This window comes from Actinoplanes sp. CA-252034 (assembly GCF_050956125.1).
GTDB lineage: Bacteria > Actinomycetota > Actinomycetes > Mycobacteriales > Micromonosporaceae > Actinoplanes.
In genome coordinates this window covers 8,075,948-8,093,727 of record NZ_CP191846.1, presented here as the reverse complement: position 1 = coordinate 8,093,727, position 17,780 = coordinate 8,075,948, and the positions used below count along the sequence as shown (strand labels likewise).

Below are 17,780 nucleotides of genomic sequence, written 5' to 3'. Positions count from 1 at the left end.
TCTATCGACCCGGCGGCGACCGACTTGAGAGACCGGCCGGGCGGCCGGAACGGTCAGACCGAGGCCGGGGCGGGAGCGGGCCGCCACTGCTCGGAGCCGAACACCTCGTACCGGATGCGCTCGTCGGAGACGCCGCGCAGGTGCAGCCCGGCCCGGACCGCCTGCATGAACGGCGCCGGCCCGCACAGGTAGACCTCGGCGTCCGGGTGGACCGGGATGAGGTCGGTGTCGATCCGGCCGGGGTACGTACCCGGCTCACCGGACGGCTGCTCGTACCAGTACAGGCTGCGGAAGGCGCGCAGCCGGGCGCCGTTGGCGGTCATGTCGGCGCGCAGCGGGTGCCGGTCGGGGCTGCGGTCGGCGTGCACCGCGGTCACCTCACGGGTCGGTTGGGTACGCGCCACGTGCTCCAGGATCGAGGCCATCGGAGTGACCCCCACCCCGGCGCTGACCAGCAGCAACGGCGAAGTCCCCGGGCGCAGTGTCAGATCGCCGTACGGCCGGCTGATCCGCAGCGTGTCACCGGCGTGGACGTGCTCGTGCAGGAAACCGGAGACCAGCCCGTCGGGCGCCCCACCGGCCCCGCGCACCCGCCGGACGGTGATCCGCAGCGTGCCCCCGGTGGCGGCCTGCGACAGCGAGTACTGCCGGAGTTGGCGCCCGGCGCCGGGCAGGTCGGCGGCGACCGTCACATACTGCCCGGGGTGGAAGCCGGGAGCCGTGCCGCCGTCGGCCGGGACCAGCACGAACGACACGGTGTCGTGGGCCTCGGCGATGCGCTGGGCGACGGTGAAATCGCGCCACGGATCGGTTCCGTCCACCCCGGCTTCGGCGTAGATCCGTGCCTCGCGGCCGATCAGGCGGGCCGCGAACAGCCAGTACACCTCGTCCCAGGCGGCGGCGACCGGCAGGGTGACGGCGTCGCCGAGCACCGTGGCGACCGCGCCGAGCAGGTAGCGGCCGACCATCGTGTACTGCTCGGGGCGGATGCCGAGGGCGCAGTGCCGCTGCGCGATCCGCTCGACGATGTGCTCGAACGCCGCGCCGTCGGGCCCGGCCCCGATCAGGTGCATGGCGTACGCCGCGACCGCCCCGGACAGTGAGCTGCGCTGCTCACCGGTGGCCTGCGCGCTGCGGCTGAACAGGTTCAGCAGCTCCGGGTTCTCGCCGATCATCGTCCGGTAGAAGACGTCGGAGATCTCCTCGAGGTGCTCGCCGACGACGGGCAGGGTGGCCTCGATGATCGGGGCGCTGGATGCGGACAGCATGAGGGATCTCCTCTTCACTGGGACAGGGTTGAACGGCCCGGCGCGGGACAGCGCTGGGATGAACGGCCGTGGGCGAAGATCACACGGGCGGACGCCCGAGGGTGAGCAGGACCTGCCGGACCGGTGGCGCGGCCAGGTCGCCGACGGTGATGTGGTCGAGCGAGGCGTAGAAGGCCTCCTGTGCGACACGCAGTGCCCCGCGCAGCCGGCAGCCGCCGCTCAGCGGGCACCCGGGCTCGCCGTCGCAGTCGACGACCTCCGACGAGCCCTCCAGCTCACGGACCAGACCGCCGATCGAGGCGCCGGCCGCGCCGGTGGCGAGGCGCACCCCGCCGTTGCGGCCGCGCACCGTCTCCAGCAGGCCCCGGTGCTGCAGCCGCTGGACGACCTTGGCGAGATGGCTGCGGGGCACGACGACCGCGGACGCCAGCCCGTCGATCGTCAGCAGATCCTCGGGGCGGGCCGCGGCGAGCATCAGGACCCGGAGACCGATGTCGGTGGAGCGGTTCAGTCGCACGAGTCGACAGTACTAAAAGAGGTATCTCATAATCCTCTTTTGAGGAATAGATCACGGGGAGGGCATACGCCCTCCCCGCGACGGGATCAGCTGAGCTTGAACACCGTGGCCCTGTCACCGACGACGAGCTGACCGTTGCGGTGCTGCAGGAACCGGCCCGGTGCGACTCGGACGGTCACGCCGCCCTTGACCGCGATCCGGGTCACCGGTGTCCCGGCGCCGCTCAGCGTCACGCTCGTGCCGCTGACGGTCAGGAACTTCGTGGGCTGGTCGACCGACTGGACCGTCTCGGTGCCGTCGGACGCCGCCACGAACCGGAACTGGGTCAGCTCCAGCTCGCGCGGCGCGTGGTCGACCTGGAACGCGTCGCCCACGTGCTTGACGAACGAGCGCGGCCGGTCCGCGGGGGACAGGCGCACGATCGGCCCGCCCGAGCCGACCGGGATGCCGAACAGCGGCGTCCCGTCCTCGTGCCAGTACAGCTTCTGCACGCGGGTGTGGCGGTTCGGGTCGTACAGCGGGTCGCCGGTGATCTGCTTGTAGTCACGGGCATGGTAGACCAGCACGTCGGTCCCGTCCGCGGTCACCGTGAACGAGTTGTGCCCCGGCCCGTACCGCTGGGTCGCGTCGTTGGTGACGAAGATCGGATCCGGGTGTTTCGTCCAACTGGAGCGCGACAGCAGGTCGGCGGAGGCCGGAGCGCTGAGCAGCCCCATGCAGTAGTTGGAGTCGGTCGCGCTCGCGGAGAAGGTCAGGAACACGCGACCGTTGCGGATCAGCACCGCCGGGCCCTCGTTGACCCGGTAGCCGATGATCTCCCAGCTCCTGGTGGGCGTGGCGATCCGGGTGGGCTTGGTCTTGAACGTCCACGGGTTCGCCATCTCGGCGATGTAGAGGCTGGTGTTGACCGCGATCTCCGGCTCGCTCTGCGCCCACACCAGGTACTGCCGGCCCCGGTGGGTGAAGCTGGTGGCGTCGAGCGTGAACCCGTCCCACTCGGTGGCGAGCTGGCCCTTCAGCGCCCAGCCGGCCGGGTCGCGCGGGTCGTCGAGCGCCGACTCCATCACGTAGGTGCGGATCCGGAAGACGTCACCGGCGTCGCCGGCGGCGAAGTAGATGTACCACTTCCCGCCGATCCGGTGCAGCTCCGGCGCCCAGATGTGCCCGCCCATCTTCCCGCTGGTGGGCCGGCGCCAGATGACGCTCTCCTCGGCGGTGGCCAGACCTTCGATGGTCGGGGCACCCCGGACGACCAGGCGGTCGTACTCGGGCACCGAGCCGGTGAAGTAGTACTGCCCGTTCACCGGCTTGGTGATCCACGGGTCGGCGCGCTGGCTGATCAGCGGATCCACGGTGGGCACGCCGTAGATCTCGGCATCGGTCCGGGCCTTCACGACAGGGGCCCCTTCAGCGCCCACGGGCAGGACGACGGCCATGGCACCCACGGCGCCACCCGCCAACACGGTTCGTCGGTTCATGAGCGGGCCCCTTACCGGGTCTTGATGCGGAGGAAGGTGACCGAGTTCGCCGGGAACTCGCGGGTGAACACCGACGAGATCCCGTGCACGGTCGAGGTGACCGGCTGGATCGGCTCGGCCGAGCGGGTGTTCAACTCGCCCGGGTCACCGGTGATCACGGTCTGCTTCGCGGTACGCGCCACCTTGCGCCCACCCAGGTCGACCTTCGTGACCGCCGGGGTGTCCTGGGCGTTGACCACCTTGACGATGATCTCGCCGCGCTTGGTGTCCTCGGTGACGACCTGTGCGAACGGCTCGGTGACCGCGTTGTCGTCGAACGAGGCCCACTCCACGCCGTCCAGGATCAGGGTGACCTTCGTACCCCGTACCTGAATCTTGAGGTCGTAGGTCTTTCCGGTCGTGACGGTGTTGGGCTTGGTGAGGATCTGCTCCTTGGCGGACGTGATCCCCTTCTCGACGGCGCCCTGCGTGTTGTTCCAGCCGCCCAGGTTCCACCAGTAGAACCGGCCGGTCTCCTTGATCCCGAACGCGACCAGGAAGCCCTCCGCGCCGGCCGTCTTGGTGGCCTTCAGCGTGTAGTCGTAATCGGTCTCGCCGATCGTGGCCGCCTTGACCATGGTGTCCTCGGTGTCCGTGGTCGTCTGGGTGTAGGCGCCGTTGGTCACCGCCCAGTTGCCGCGGTTGGTCACCGAGGTCCAGCCGTCGGCGTTGCCGTCGCTGAAGTCGTCGCTGTAGAGCACGGTGCCGTCCGGCCGGGTGACCTTGACGTCGTCGTAGGTCGCGGCGGTACGCCAGGTGGAGAGCCCGATCGCGCCGGTGATCGGCTCGGGCTGCAGCACGTCGCCGGTCGCCGACGACGGCAGGACCCGGTCGCCGACGTTGTTCATGAACAGCTTCTGCACCTGGTAGCTGGTGGAGCCCCACGACTCGTCGTTGTCGAACCAGATCATGTCCGGCTTCCACTGCACGTTGTCGATGTTGGCGAGCAGCGGCGCGTAGGACGCCATCTTCACCACGTCGGCGTTGCGCTCCAGGCCGGTCATGTAGGCGGCCTCGGCCAGCGAGTTGTACAGCTTGTTGTCCAGCGACGCGTATTCGCCGAGGAAGACCTTGGGACCATTGCGGTCGTACGAGTCATAGCGCCTGTTGTTCTGCAGGAACCAGGCCGGGCTGTTGTAGTAGTGCTCGTCGACCATGTCCGAGCCGTGCGCCCGGTTCTTGGCCCACAGGTTGTCGAAGGTGCCGCCCTGGTCGTCCGGGCCGGAGTTGCTGACCACGGTGATGTTCGGGTATTTCGCCTTGATCGCCGACTCGAACCTGAGGAAGTTCGCCCAGTACTCCTCGGGCAGGTTCTCCTCGTTGCCGACCGCGATCGTGGTCAGGTTGAACGGCTTCGGGTGCCCCGACTGGGCGCGCAGCTTGCCCCACGTGCTCGTGACCGGCCCGTTGGCGTACTCGACGAGGTCGAGCGCGTCCTGGATGTGCCGCTGCAGCAGCGCCTCGTCCACGGTGGCCCGGTTCTGGCCACAACCGGTCACCAGGGCCGGCAGCACCGGCAGCGGCATGGCGCCGATGTCCTCGGAGAACTGGAAGTACTCGTGGTAGCCGAGGCCGTAGGTCTGGTTGTAGCCCCAGAAGTTCTTGTTGGTGGCGCGCGTCTCGACCGGGCCGACGGTGTCCTTCCACTGGTAGGACCGGGCGCGCGGGTAGTTGTTCGCGGCGTCGTAGGAGTACATGCTGCCGGTGTTGACCAGGCAGCCGCCGGGGAAGCGGACGAAGCCCGGCTTGAGGTCGGCGACCTTCTCGGCCAGGTCCTTGCGCAGTCCGTTGGCGCGTCCCTTGTAGGTGTCGCGCGGGAACAGTGAGACCTCGTCCAGCCTCGCACTGCCGGAGGCTTTGACCGAGAGCCGGGCGACGTCGCTGGTCGCGGTGGCCTTCAGCACCCCGGTGTACTTCTTCCAGGTGTCCCCGGCGACCCGGACGGCCAGCGGCGCGGAGAGTGCGGCCCCGGACGACGTGAGCAGGGTGACCTCGAGGGAGGTCGCGGCATCAGCGCGTGCCCAGACCGAAAAATCGTACTTATCGGATTTCTTGACCGCGAGCCCGGTGTTGTAGCCCGCGTTGGTGATACCGGCCGCGCCGGTGATCCGCAGGTAGTTGCGGTTGCGCTCGTTGAGCCGCTGGTCGTCGTTGGTCACCACGGCCGAGCCGGTGGCGGTCCAGCCGGTCAGTCCGTTGTAGCCGGAAGCATCGGTGGTGTTGAATTCAAACGAGCGGTTGCGGACGAGCTCGGCGTAGAGGCCGCCGTCGGCCGCGTAGTTGATGTCCTCGAAGAAGACGCCGTACATCGACTTGGGGATGGACGCGCCCGTCGACGAGGGGTCGACCGTGATGGTGTAGTCCGGCTCGACCGCGTGAGCGGCGACCGGCGGCGAGACCGCGAGCGGGAGCGAGACCAGAACGGCGGCCGCGCCCGCGAGACGGTAGGGGATTTTGCGCATGAGGGGTCCTCCGGTGCGGATCGCAACGGTTTCAGAAGTGTTTCCGGTGGACTAGCTCAGCAATGTGTACGCAAACATCGACACCCCTGTCAAGAGCTGAGGCTCGATGTTTGCAGCGCTGAAAGCCCAGGAGCGCTATTTTGTTAGCGTTAACCAGCCAGAACCGCGCGCAGTCGGTCCACGTCGTAGTGGCGGGCCTTCCCGGTCAGTGCCCACGCCGCGGCGCGCACCCGCTCGGCCTCGTCCACATCGCCGGTGTCCCGTAACGCCGCATACAGCCCTATCATTGCTTCGATCTGCAGTTCCGGCATGTCGGACAGGAGCCCGGCGGCCTCCCGGAACGGCGCGATCGCCTCCGCCGGGTCGCCCGCGGCGTTCCGCAGCCGGCCGATGTTCAGCAGCACATCCGCGGCGTTCTCCGGGTGACCCCACTTCCGGTGCACCGCCAGTGCCTCGCCGAGCAGCCGTAACGCCTTGTCCTGTCCGCCCGGCCGGTAGAAGTGGTACCAGGCGAGAGGAGGCAGCGCCCGCGCCCGGTCCTGCTCGCCGTACTCGTGCCGCTGGTGTACCCGCAGCGCCTCCCGCAGGTACGGGTAGGCCGCGATCGTCTGCTCCCGCGTCGGTGTGCTGTTGTTGCCCATCATCACGACCGCCATGCCGAACAACCCGTTCCCCAGTCGCACCGGGTCGTCCAGCGCCCGGCCCGCCTCGATCGTCCGTTCCAGATACGGCCGGGCCTGCTCGAGCTGCTCCAGCCGCAGGTGCGCGCGCCCGATCATGTAGTTCAGGAACCCGGACCACCAGCGGTCGGGGGCCTCCGGGAGCGCCCGCCGGCACAGCGCGAACGAGTCCTCCACGGCGAACCGGGTGTCCTGCTGGTACGGCGCCAGCGCCCAGGCCAGCGGCCCCAGGTAGCGGCGCCCCCACGGCTCGTCGCAGAGGCCGGCCAAAGCCATCACGTTGTCGTACTCGGCGTGCAGCCAGGCCAGCGCCTTCCGCCCGGACGCGAACCGTTCCGGCGTCACGTCCGACGGTGCCGGGCCCACCCGGTCCGGCCGCTTGTACGGCGCATACCGGTGCACGGCCGTGTTCGCCGAGTGCAGATGATGCTCCACGAGCCGGCGCAGCACGTCCTCCCGGTCCGCGGGCACGGCCCCGAGGCCGGCCGCGTAACTGCGGATCAGGTCGTGGTACGAATACCGACCGGGACGCCGCTCGACGAGCAGATGCGCGTCGGCCAGCCGGCACAGCAGCGCCCGGGTGACGGCCCGCCCGCGCCCGCTCACGCTCACCGCCGCGCCCAGTGACAGATCCGGGCCGGGGTGCAGCGCCAACTGCCGGAACAGGGTGGCCGCGTCGTCCGGCAGCCGCCGGTACGACCAGGAGAACACCGCCCGCAGGTCGTAGCCGGGCCCGGCGAACGCGTCCAGGCCCTCCTCCTCGGCCAGCTCGGCCGCCACCGCCGACAGCGGGAATCCGGCCGCCCGCGCGCACACCACGGCCAGCGCCAGCGGCAGCCCGCCGCATCGGGCGATCACCGCGTCCCGCGCCTCCGGCTCCGCGTCGACCAGCTCCGCACCCAGCCGTCCGCGCAGATAGGCGGCCGCCTCCCCGGCGTCGAAGACGTCCAGCTCACACGTGCGCGCGCCCAGCTCGGCCAGACGGTTCCGGCTGGTCACCACGACCGCGCAGCCGGGACGGCCGGGCAGCAGCGCCCGCACCTGGCCGGCGTCGTGCGCGTTGTCGAGCACCAGCAGCATCCGCCGGCCGTCCAGCAGCTCGCGGAACAGCGCCGACCGCTCCGCCGCGCCGGGCGGGATCCGCCGGTCCGGCACACCCAGCGCGACCAGGAACCCGGCCAGCACGTCACCGGCGTCGGCCGGCGTCTCCTCCGGGCCGAAGCCGCGCAGGTCGGCGTAGAGCTGACCGTCCGGATAGCGGACGGCGGCCTGGTGCGCCCAGCGGACGGCCAGGGTGGTCTTGCCGACCCCGCCCGGCCCGGTGATCACGGTGAGATCGGCGTCCCCGTCGGCCAGCCGGGCCAGCTCCGCCTCCCGCGCGGCGAACGGGGCGGCGGTCCGCGGCAGCTGCGCCGGCCGCACGGTGAACTCGTCCGGCGGCTCGGCGCCGAAGTCGAGCAGCCGCTCGCGCACGTCGACGTGCCGCTCCCGGACCGCCTGCTCCAGCTCGGCCAGCGCCGGCTCCGGGTCCAGGCCCAGCTCGTCGGCGAGCAGCGCACGGTGCCGGTCCAGCACGGCCAGCGCCTCGTCGTCCCGGTCCGCGGCCCACAGGCCCAGCGCGTACAGCCACCAGGACAGCCCGCGCAGCGGATGCTCCCCGGCCAGCTCCCCGGCCGCCGCGATCGCCTCGCCGGCGCGGCCCAGCTTGAGCAGGCACGCGATCGAGCGTTCCCGGCCGACCAGCCGCGCCTCCCGCAGCCGGGTGATCTCCGCCTGCGCCCACGGCGCCCCGGCGAACTCCGGGTAGGGCTCACCGCCCCACCGGTCCAGGGCGGTGCGCAGGATCGCCAGCGCCTGCTCCCCGGTCAGCTCCCGGGCCCGTTCCTGGACGCTGTGCACCTCCCGCTCCAGGCTCCAGGCGTCCACGGCCCCCGCGGGCAGGCTCAGCGCGTACCCCACCGGATCGCTGACCAGGACGGTGCTCGCGGCGCGTGGCGCGCGTCGCGGTTCCAGCAGCTTGCGCAACCTCGAGATGTACGCCTGAAGCGTCGCGAGCGCGGACGAGGGCGGGCCGTCGCCCCAGAGTTCGTCGACGATCCGGTCCACCGGGACGGCCCGGCCGTGCGCGGCCACCAGCATCGCCAGCACGGCCCGCTGCCGGGGCCCGCCCAGCGCCACCGGCTCGCCGTCCACCAGCACCCGCAACGGGCCGAGCACCCGGACCTCGATCACGACCCGGGCCCCAGCACCGCGCGCAGCCGGGCCACGTCGTGGTAGCGGGCCGTCTCGGCCAGCTTCAGCGCCTGCTCGCGCACCTGCCCGGCGGCCGCCGTGTCACCGGCGCCGGCGTGCACCAGGTAGAGCCCGATCAGCGGGTCCATCCGGTGCTCGGCCACGTCGGAGGGCTCGTCGAGCACCCGCTGGAACGCCGCCACCGCACCGTCCGGGTCGCCGGCGGCGTGCCGCAGGTAGCCCAGGTTCAGCAGCGCCTCGGCCACGTGCTGGCTGTTGCCGCCGGCCGCGTGCTGGTCCACGGCCTCGCCGATCATCCGGGCCGCCTCGCCCGCGTCACCGTCCTCGTAGAACCGATGCCACGCGATGGTCAGCATGGTCCGTGCCGTGCCGATGTGCGCGGTCGGCCCGTAGACCGGATCGTCAAGCGCGGCCCGGTAGTTCTCCAGAGCCTCCAGCGCGTACGGGTACGCCTGCCGTACCGACTCCCGCGTCGGCGTGCCGATGTAGCCGGTGATCGCCGTGACCAGCGCGATCAGCCCCTGCGCGATGCTGATCGGCAGGCCCGCCTCCCGGGCCGACGCGATGACGTGCTCCAGCAGCGGGCGGGCGGCGTGCCCCTCGTTGCGCCACAGGTGCCCGCGCGCCATCAGGAAGCGCAGGTAGCGGCTCCACCAGTCCTGGCCGTCGCGCTCGGCCACCGCCAGCGCCCGCCGGCACAGCGCGATCGAGTCGTCCACGAAGAACCGGAAGTCCTGCTGGTACGGGCAGAGCACGCCGACCAGCGGGCCCAGGTAGCGATCCGGGGCGACCGCGGCCAGCGCCATCACGTTGTCGTAGGCGCCGGCCATCCACGCCAGCGCGGCCGCCGAGTCGGCGAACTGCTCCGGCGTCACGTCGGCGGCCGGCTCCCCGGCGATGTCCGGAACCGGGTAGGTCATGTACCGCTTGGCCGCGTTGTTCGCCGAGTGCAGGTGGTGCTCGACCAGCCGGCGGATGACGTCGTCGCGTACCGCGTCGGTGTCCTCCTCCCGCGCCGCCCGCGCCGCGTACGCCCGCAGCAGATCGTGGTAGACGAAGCGGCCCGGAAGCCGCTCGTCGAGCAGGTGCGCGTCGGTGAGCCGGCGCAGCACCGCCCGGGTGGCCGGCCGGCTCGTCCCGCTCACGCTGACCGCCGCGGCCAGCGTCACGTCCGGCCCGGGGTGCAGCGCCAGCCGCCGGAACAGCTGGGCCGCCTCGTCCGGCAGCTGCCGGTACGACCAGGAGAAAACCGAACCCAGGTCGGGCAGCGACCCGTGCTCCAGATCCCCGGCCACCGCGGCCATCGGGAAACCGCCCGCCCGCGCGCAGACCACGGCCAGCGCCAGGGGCAGCCCGCCGCACCGGGCCACGATCGCGTCCCGCGCCGCCGGGTCGGCGTCCACGATCTCCGCGCCGAGCCGTTCCCGCAGGTAGGCGCGAGACTCGTCCGCGCCGAAGACGTCCAGCGGCAGGATCCGGGCGCTGTCCGACACGACGAGGCCGCTCATCCGGTTGCGGCTGGTCACCACCACGGCGCAGCCGTCCGAGCCGGGCAGCAGCGGCCGGACCTGCTCGGCGTCGTGCGCGTTGTCCAGCACCAGCAGCACCCGCCGGCCGGTCAGCACACTGCGCAGCAGCGCCGTCCGCTCCGCCTCGCCCGGCGGGATCCGCTGGTCCGGCACCCCGAGCGCGGTCAGGAACACGGCCAGCACCTCGCCCGGCGCCACCGGCGCGCCCTCCGGCCCGAACCCGCGCAGGTCGGCGTAGAGCCGGCCGTCCGGAAAGCGGGCCGCGACCTGATGCGCCCAGCGGATCGCCAGGGCGGTCTTGCCCACCCCGCCGGTGCCGGTGATCACCAGCAGGCCGTCCGGGTGGCGGCTCAGCTCGGCCAGCTCCGCCTCCCGCGACGCGAAGCCGGGCAGCGCGCGGGGCAGCCGGGCGGGCAGCACCCGGTCGGCGGGCGCGACGCCGAGCACGTCGTGCAGCACCGACTGGCGCTGCTCCAGGATCGCCCGCTCCAGCTCCCCGATCGACGGATCCGGGGACAGGCCCCGCTCGGAGGTGAGCAGCCGCCGGTGCCGGCGCAGCGCCTCCAGCGCCTCGGCCGACCGATGCGCGGCCCACAGCGCCAGCGCGTACAGCCACCGGGCCCGGCCCCGCAGCGGTTCCGTCTCGGCCAGCTCCTGCGCGGCCAGCACGGCCTCACCGACGTGGCCGAGCCGCAGCTTCGCCAGCACCTCACGCTCCCGGGCCGCCCGGTGCACACCGGTCAGCCGGTTGATCTCGGCCCGCGCCCACGGTTCATCGGCGAACTGGGCGAACGGGGCGCCCCGCCAGCGGGACAGCGCCTCCCGTACCAGCGTGGCCGCCTCCTCGGCGTCCTCCGGCGCGTCCGGCAGCCCGTCGACGTCCCGGGCGAACCCCCAGGCGTCCACCGCCTCCTCGGGCAGTCTCAGGGCGTAACCATGATCATCGCTGACCAGGACCCGGGCCGGCGTCCGCGGGGCGCGATCCGGTTCCAGCGCGCGGCGCAACCTCGAGACGTACGCCTGCAGCGACGCCAGTGGCCGCGGAGGCGGATCGCCCGCCCACACCTGTGCCACGATCCGCTCCACCGGCACCACCCGGCCGCGCGCCGCCACCAGGATGGCCAGCACCGCCTGCTGCTGATGGCCGCCGAGCGGGACGGGACGCCCGTCCACCAGCACCTCCAGCGGGCCGAGCACACGTATCTCGGTCTGCATCCGCCACGTCCTCCGCTTCCGCGACCGCCGTCTCGCGCCGGCCGAACAGAACCTGACGCAGAGTCACCGTGAGCCGGTTCGCCCCGAGATCTTAGGCGCACTTCCGCGTCGTTCTCGTTTCCGGAACGGACTGCGTCGGGAACGCGACACTCTCCCCGTATCGGGTTTTGCCGCTGTCAATCGCCTGTCGACGGTTCTGTCCGGCAATGGAGGACGGGCTCGCCGTGCACCGGCCGGGCGGGTCCCGCGTCATCCGGGCCGGGGAGCGGAGTCACGGAGCGTTGAGTTGGGCATGGGCACTCGCCGGTCTCGCGGCAGGGGCGTGGGGGTTCTCGGACTTCATCGCCGGGTTCTGCGCACGGCGGCTTCCGGTCCGCTCGCTGCTGATCGGCTCGAAACTGACCGGCATGCTGCTCGCCCTGCTCTACCTGGCAGGGCGGGCCGACCCGCTGCCCGGCGGGGTACGCCTGGTGGTGCTCAGCGCGGCCGCCGGGACGATCGGCGTCCCGTCGATGGGGCTGCTCTACCGGGCCATGCGCGACGGATCCCTCACCGTGGTCGCCCCGGTGGCGGCCGGGGCCGCGCTCGTCCCGGTCGGGTGGGGCCTGCTGCACGGTGAACGGCTCGGCGCCGGCGGGGTGATCGGCGCGGTCGCCGCGCTCGCCGGGATCACCCTGGCCAGCTGGCCGGCCGGCGATCCGGCGGGGCCGCGGCGGCGGCCCGCGGTGTGGTGCGCGGCCGGAGCCGCCGCCGGATTCGGGACCTTCTTCGTGCTGCTGCACGAGGCCGCCCCGCACGATCCGTTCGGCGCTGCCGCGTACGCCCTGATCTTCGGTGGTCTCGCCGGGTGTGTACTGCTCGCCGCCACCGGGTGGCAGACCCTGCGCGGCCTCCCGCCCCGGTTGTGGATCTTCCCGCTCACCGTCGGAACGCTGGAGCCGGTCGCCGACGCCGCGTTCGCCTGGTCCGCGTCCGGCGCCGCGATCGGCGCCGCGGCGATCGTCGCCTCCCTCTATCCCGCGGTGACCGTGCTGCTCAACCGGGTGGTGCTGCGGGAGAAACTGCCGGCCCTTCACCTCTGCGGAGTGCTGAGCGCACTGGCCGGCGTGGCGTGCCTGGCCGGCTGAGCGGGCGGCCGGGCACTCGTGCCGGAGCCGGGCTCGTGGGGAGCCCGGCCGGGGCACGAAAGCGGGCGGCCGGGTTCGTGGGGAACCCGGCCGCCCGTCATCGGTTGAGGATGCGCCGGAGGTCAGCCGGCGCCGAGCAGGATGCGCTGGTGCAGGGCCTGTAGTTCGGGGGTGGGCTCCACGCCGAGCTCGTCGGCGAGGGTACGGCGCACCTGCCGGTAGTGGGCGAGCGCGTCGGCCTGCCGCCCGCCCCGGTACAGCGCGGTCATCAGCAGGGCGTGGCAGCGTTCCCGCAACGGCTCCTCGGCGACCATGGCCCGCAGGTCGGCGATCGCCTCGGTGTGCCCGCCCGTCTCCACGGTCAGCGCCACCAGGTCCAGGGCCGCGCCCCGGCACAGTTCGGCGAGCCGGGCCCGCTGACCGTCCACGTAGCCGCCGGCCGCCCCGGCCAGCGGCGTCCCGCGGTGCAGGGCCACCGCGGCGCGCAGATGGGCGATGGCGTCCCGCTTGTCGTCGCGGCGCATCGCCTCGGCGGCCCGGGCGGTGTGCTTGCGGAACACCTCGACGTCCAGAGCCCCCTCCGGGGCGGTCAGCACGTAGCCGCCACCGATCCAGTCGATGCGGACGCCGGTGGCGATCGGCAGGAGACGGCGCAGCCGGGAGAGGTACGTGCGGACGGTCGCGACCGCGGCGACCGGTGGGTCCTCCGGCCAGATCGCGTCGACCAGCTCGTCCATCGTGGTCAGCAGGCCCTCGCGGAGCAGCAGCACGGCCAGGGTGGTGCGCTGCTGCGGCGAGCCGAGGGGCAGCTCGGCCCCGTCCCGCCAGGCCCGCACCGGGCCCAGCAGGGAGAAGGCGATCACTGTGTCCCGCCGCGCAGCGCGGCCATCTGCCGGCGGTACTGCCGCTGCCCGACCAGCTTCCACAGCATCCGCCCGGCGGCCGGCACCTTGGCCAGGAAGAACGCCCGCTCCTCGTCGGTGGCCTCCTCCAGGATCGCCCCGAGCGCCAGGAACACCTTTTCCTTCGGCAGGTTCTCCAGGCCGGCCTTGCCGACCTTCTCCCACTCCTCCGGATCCAGGTGCTCCTCGACCAGCGGCATGACCAGGTCCTCCTCGTCGCCGAGGTGCTCCAGCAGGACCCGCTGGTGGTCGGCGATGCTGTCGGCCAGCAGGTCACGGTCGGTCTCGCCGGCCGACTCCTCCCACGCGCCGAGCCGGGTGGTGACCTCGGCCAGCGTGGCGTCGAGCGCGTGGTGCTGCATCTCCATCCGGTCGACCAGCTCCTGGTGGACGGTGACCCGCTGGTGCAGCAGCGGCCAGATCAGGGCGTCCTCGGTGGCGTGGTGGTGGTGCAGCCCGCCGATGTACTCGCGGGTCCACCGGCCCAGCCGGCGTGCGCGGGCGACGTCCCCGGTTCCGGTGGCGCTGACGAAGCGCAACAGCTGGGCGGCCTCGCGACGGAACACCCGGTGGATCATCACCATCTCCCGGGTGTACGGCGTGGTCGTGACGGGCACGGCATTACTCCTCGGTGGATCGTCGCGGAGAACCCCGGCCGGTCGCGGCCGCTGCCTCACGGGGGTGGAGGCAGTGGCCACGACCGGCCGGGGGTTCCTTTCGCGGCCAGTCTCACCGGGCCCACTTGACGGCCACTTGCAAAACTCGTCAGCGGCGGGTCAAGCGGAGCCGCAGCCCGGCCGGCGAGACGGTGAACGCCACCCGCTCCCGGGGCCGGCCGGCCGGGTCCGGGGCCAGGTCGAAGTCCCGCACGATCAGGGCCACCGCCAGTGTCGCCTCCAGCAGGGCCAGGCTCCGGCCGGGGCAGGCCCGCGGGCCGGCGCCGAACGGCAGGTGCCGCAGATCACCCTGGCGCGCGGCCGCCGGGTCGAGCCAGCGATCCGGGCGGAACCGGCCCGGATCGGGGAACCGGCGGGCGTCGCGGCGCGAGCCGTACGTCATCAGGGCCCAGATCGGGGTGCCGGGGCCCACCCGCAGCCGCGGGCCGTCACCGCCGGGCAGCTCGGTCTCCTCGGCTGCCTCCACCACCGTCAGCGACGCGACCGGGTGCAGCCGCAGCGCCTCGCGCACCGCGGCCCGGGCGAACCCGAGTCCCCGTACCTCCGCGGGGGTGGACGGCAGGCCGTCGCCCAGTTCGGCCACCGCCTCGGCCCGCACCCGCCGCTGTGCCACCGGATCGGCCGCCAGGTGATGCAGCGCCCAGGCGATCGCGGACGCCGTGGTGTCCTCTCCGGCCAGCAACATGGTCAGCACATTGCCGAACAGCTCCGCCGGGGTGAACGGCTCCTCACCGTCGGGTGTCGACACCAGTGACTCCAGGACGGTCCGCGGCGTCGCTCCGGCCGCCATCCGCTCGCGGGCGGCCACGGTGCGTATGCGGATCAGCCGGTCCAATTCGCTCAGCATCGTCGCGAGGCGGCGGTCGGCGGGCAGCCGCACCCACCGCCAGTACGGCACCGGCACGCTCATCCGCCGGTTGACGGCCGGCAGGAGCATCGGCAGCAGCGTGGCGAGGCGGCCCTTCGGATGCTCCAGGGAGTCGAGATCATGGCCGGTGGCCAGCGCGAACGTCACGTCCAAGGTGTAGCGCCGCAGATCCGGCAGGACGGCGACGCTGCCGCCCGGCGCCCACAGCCCGGTCAGCCGCCGGACCCCGGTGGTCAGCGCCGGGAAGTATCCGGCCAGGTGGGCCGGGTTCAAGCTCTGGTTCGTGATCCGGCGAGCCCGGTCGCACCAGTCCTCGAGTCTGCGGTGCGGCCGGCCGTCGCGCAGCAGGTCCGGCAGGTTGCCGAGGGCGGGCAGCGGCGGCGGCCCGGGCAGGCCACGGACAGTCACGGTGGGGCTGGTCACCGGTGTATCGTGCGAGTCGCGAATGGACGCCGGATAAACGTGACGGACGTTCATGCCTCGTTCACTTTCGATCCACCGGGGCTGGGTGGTCGCCGTACACCTGGCCTTTTAGCGTCCGCTCGAGCCCGTCATCGCAAGGTGACGAGAGACCGAGGAGAACGAACCGATGCCGGACTTCAATCGCCGTCTGCTGCCGTTGCTGGGACACAGCGGGGGCAGCCGGGACGCGATGACATGTCTGTACCGCTGTGGCAACGCCTGTGACCACCCCGCCCCGAACGAGTCCGACAACCCGTACCTGGGCGACGTTGTCAACGCCGAGATGACCCGCCGTGGTGTGGTCCGTGCCGGTGCCGTCGGCGCCATGGTGCTCGGCTTCGGCGGCTCCGCGCTCGCCGCCGCCTCGCCCGCCATGGCCGCCCCCGTCGAGACGGCCCCGCTCGGCGGCGCCCTCGGGCACGGCCACCGCCCGCAGAAGGCCGGCAGGCTGACCTTCGAGACCGTCGCCCCGAACACGCTGGACCAGGTCACCATCCCGGCCGGGTACCGCTCGTCCGTGGTGATCCGCTGGGGCGACCCGGTAGTGCCCGGCGCGCCCGCCTTCGACGTCGACAACCAGACCGCTGCCGCGCAGGCCCGGCAGTTCGGCTACAACAACGACTTCGTCGGGGTCATCCCGATCCCGGGCTGCGGCGGCGACCGGGCCCTGCTCGTGGTCAACCACGAGTACACCAACGAGAACCTGATGTTCCGTGGCTTCACCACCCTCGACGCCCTCAGCGTCGAGCAGTTGAAGATCGCGATCGCGGCGCACGGCCTCTCCGTCGTGGAGATCGAGCGCGTCGGCCGTACCGGTGAATGGAAGCCGGTCAAGAGCCGTAAGCTGCGGTACAACCGCCGGATCACAGCGCTGGCCACCGAGTTCCAGCTGACCGGCCCGGTCGCCGGCTCGGCGGTCGTGAAGACCGCCGCCGACCCCTCCGGCCGGATCGTCATCGGCACGCTCAACAACTGTGCCGGCGGCGTCACCCCGTGGGGCACCGTGCTGTCCGGCGAGGAGAACTTCAACCAGTACTTCGTCGGTGGCGACGCCGTCGCGGCCGACGTCAAGCCGAAGCTCAACCGCTACGGCATCTCGACCACGGCCCGCTACCCGAGCGACAGCCGCAAGTGGGACCGGGCACAGGAGCGCTTCGACCTGGCCAAGCACCCGAACGAGGCCAACCGGTTCGGCTGGATCGTCGAGGTGGACCCGTTCGACCCCGAGGGCCGCCCCCGCAAGCACACCGCGATGGGCCGGTTCAAGCACGAGGGCGCCAACGTCATCGTCGCCAAGAACGGCAAGGTCGTCGCGTACATGGGTGACGACGAGCGCTTCGACTACCTGTACAAGTTCGTGTCCGACAAGAAGTACATCGACAGCGACTCGCCGTGGGCCCGCAAGCACAACCTGACGCTGCTGGAGTCGGGCACGCTCTACGTCGCCAAGGTCACCGGCGACAGCGACCCGGCCGAGATCGACGGCACCGGCAAGCTGCCCACCGACGGGAAGTTCGACGGCAAGGGCCAGTGGATCAAGCTGGTCTCCGGTAACACCTCGTTCGTGCCCGGCATGACCGCGGTCGACGTGCTCACCTTCACCCGGCTCGCCGGTGACGCGGTCGGCGCCACCAAGATGGACCGTCCCGAGGACGTCCAGCCGAGCCTGCGCACCGGCAAGATCTACGCGGCGATGACCAACAACACCAACCGTGGTGTCGGCGCCAACGCCAAGCCGGACGAGGCCAACCCGCGCAACGCCAACAAGCACGGCCACATCTTCGAGATCACCGAGGACCGCGGCGACCACACCGGCCTGACCTTCACCTGGCAGCTGCCGATCGTGTGCGGCGACCCGGCCGCCGCCGACACCTACTTCGGCGGCTACGACAAGACCGCGGTCTCCCCGATCTCCTGCCCGGACAACGTCGCCTTCGACAGCGCCGGCAACCTGTGGATCTCCACCGACGGCAACGCGCTGGGCAGCAACGACGGTCTGTTCGCCACGCCGATCGAGGGCAAGGAGCGCGGCCACCTGCGCCAGTTCCTGACCGTGCCCAAGGGCGCCGAGACCTGCGGCCCGTTCGTCACCTCCGACGACAGGTCGGTCTTCGTCGCGGTCCAGCACCCCGGCGAGATCACCGGCGCCTCGATCGACAAGCCGGCCTCGGTCTGGCCCGACGGCGGGTTCGCCAAGCCCGGCGTCGTCGTCACCTGGCGCAAGGACGGCGGGCCGATCGGCAGCTGACCGACGGGAGCCCGGGAGCGGCCCGAGACGGGGCCGCTCCCGGCTGCGCCCCGCG

Annotated in this window: 11 protein-coding genes; 2 read left to right on the top strand and 9 right to left on the bottom strand. The window is 72.2% G+C overall.

Features of this window, described 5'->3' with window-relative positions; all coding sequences use genetic code 11:
* Window positions 1-53: 53 nt before the first annotated feature.
* The 6 genes from ACQPZW_RS36690 to ACQPZW_RS36665 all read right to left on the bottom strand — a co-directional run bounded on the left by ACQPZW_RS36690 (window position 54) and on the right by ACQPZW_RS36665 (window position 11,441).
* Window positions 54-1,268 (bottom strand): globin domain-containing protein, encoded by a 1,215-nt coding sequence (locus ACQPZW_RS36690; protein WP_433790591.1) that lies wholly within the window; start codon window positions 1,266-1,268, stop codon window positions 54-56.
* 79 nt (window positions 1,269-1,347) lie between these two features.
* Window positions 1,348-1,785: an RrF2 family transcriptional regulator gene (locus ACQPZW_RS36685; RefSeq protein WP_433790590.1), complete on the bottom strand. Its 438-nt coding sequence runs from the start codon at window positions 1,783-1,785 to the stop codon at window positions 1,348-1,350.
* A gap of 86 nt (window positions 1,786-1,871) precedes the next feature.
* Window positions 1,872-3,263: a family 43 glycosylhydrolase gene (locus ACQPZW_RS36680; protein WP_433790589.1), complete on the bottom strand. Its 1,392-nt coding sequence runs from the start codon at window positions 3,261-3,263 to the stop codon at window positions 1,872-1,874.
* Window positions 3,264-3,274: 11 nt separating this feature from the next.
* Window positions 3,275-5,764: an alpha-L-arabinofuranosidase C-terminal domain-containing protein gene (locus tag ACQPZW_RS36675; protein WP_433790588.1), complete on the bottom strand. Its 2,490-nt coding sequence runs from the start codon at window positions 5,762-5,764 to the stop codon at window positions 3,275-3,277.
* Window positions 5,765-5,913: 149 nt separating this feature from the next.
* Complete coding sequence (locus ACQPZW_RS36670) at window positions 5,914-8,676, bottom strand: AfsR/SARP family transcriptional regulator (protein ID WP_433790587.1); 2,763 nt, start codon at window positions 8,674-8,676, stop codon at window positions 5,914-5,916.
* Complete coding sequence (locus ACQPZW_RS36665) at window positions 8,673-11,441, bottom strand: BTAD domain-containing putative transcriptional regulator (protein WP_433790586.1); 2,769 nt, start codon at window positions 11,439-11,441, stop codon at window positions 8,673-8,675. Before ACQPZW_RS36665 ends, ACQPZW_RS36670 begins: the two co-directional genes overlap by 4 nt.
* A gap of 206 nt (window positions 11,442-11,647) precedes the next feature.
* On the opposite strand from ACQPZW_RS36665, the gene ACQPZW_RS36660 reads away from it, so the two are divergent.
* Window positions 11,648-12,568: an EamA family transporter gene (locus ACQPZW_RS36660; RefSeq protein WP_433790585.1), complete on the top strand. Its 921-nt coding sequence runs from the start codon at window positions 11,648-11,650 to the stop codon at window positions 12,566-12,568.
* 122 nt (window positions 12,569-12,690) lie between these two features.
* Here the strand turns inward: ACQPZW_RS36660 and ACQPZW_RS36655 are convergent, their stop codons facing one another.
* The 3 genes from ACQPZW_RS36655 to ACQPZW_RS36645 all read right to left on the bottom strand — a co-directional run bounded on the left by ACQPZW_RS36655 (window position 12,691) and on the right by ACQPZW_RS36645 (window position 15,438).
* Window positions 12,691-13,431: an AfsR/SARP family transcriptional regulator gene (locus ACQPZW_RS36655; RefSeq protein WP_433790584.1), complete on the bottom strand. Its 741-nt coding sequence runs from the start codon at window positions 13,429-13,431 to the stop codon at window positions 12,691-12,693.
* Complete coding sequence (locus ACQPZW_RS36650; RefSeq protein ID WP_433790583.1) at window positions 13,428-14,087, bottom strand: hemerythrin domain-containing protein; 660 nt, start codon at window positions 14,085-14,087, stop codon at window positions 13,428-13,430. The genes ACQPZW_RS36655 and ACQPZW_RS36650 overlap by 4 nt, the downstream gene beginning before the upstream one ends.
* Before the next feature lie 148 nt (window positions 14,088-14,235).
* The gene (locus ACQPZW_RS36645; protein ID WP_433790582.1) at window positions 14,236-15,438 is read right to left on the bottom strand and encodes a cytochrome P450; all 1,203 of its coding nucleotides are present in this window, start codon (window positions 15,436-15,438) and stop codon (window positions 14,236-14,238) included.
* Between the two features lie 166 nt (window positions 15,439-15,604).
* Between ACQPZW_RS36645 and ACQPZW_RS36640 the strand changes: the two genes are divergently transcribed.
* Window positions 15,605-17,725, top strand: a complete 2,121-nt coding sequence (locus ACQPZW_RS36640; protein WP_433790581.1) for a PhoX family protein — start codon at window positions 15,605-15,607, stop codon at window positions 17,723-17,725.
* The last annotated feature ends 55 nt before the right edge of the window (window positions 17,726-17,780 follow it).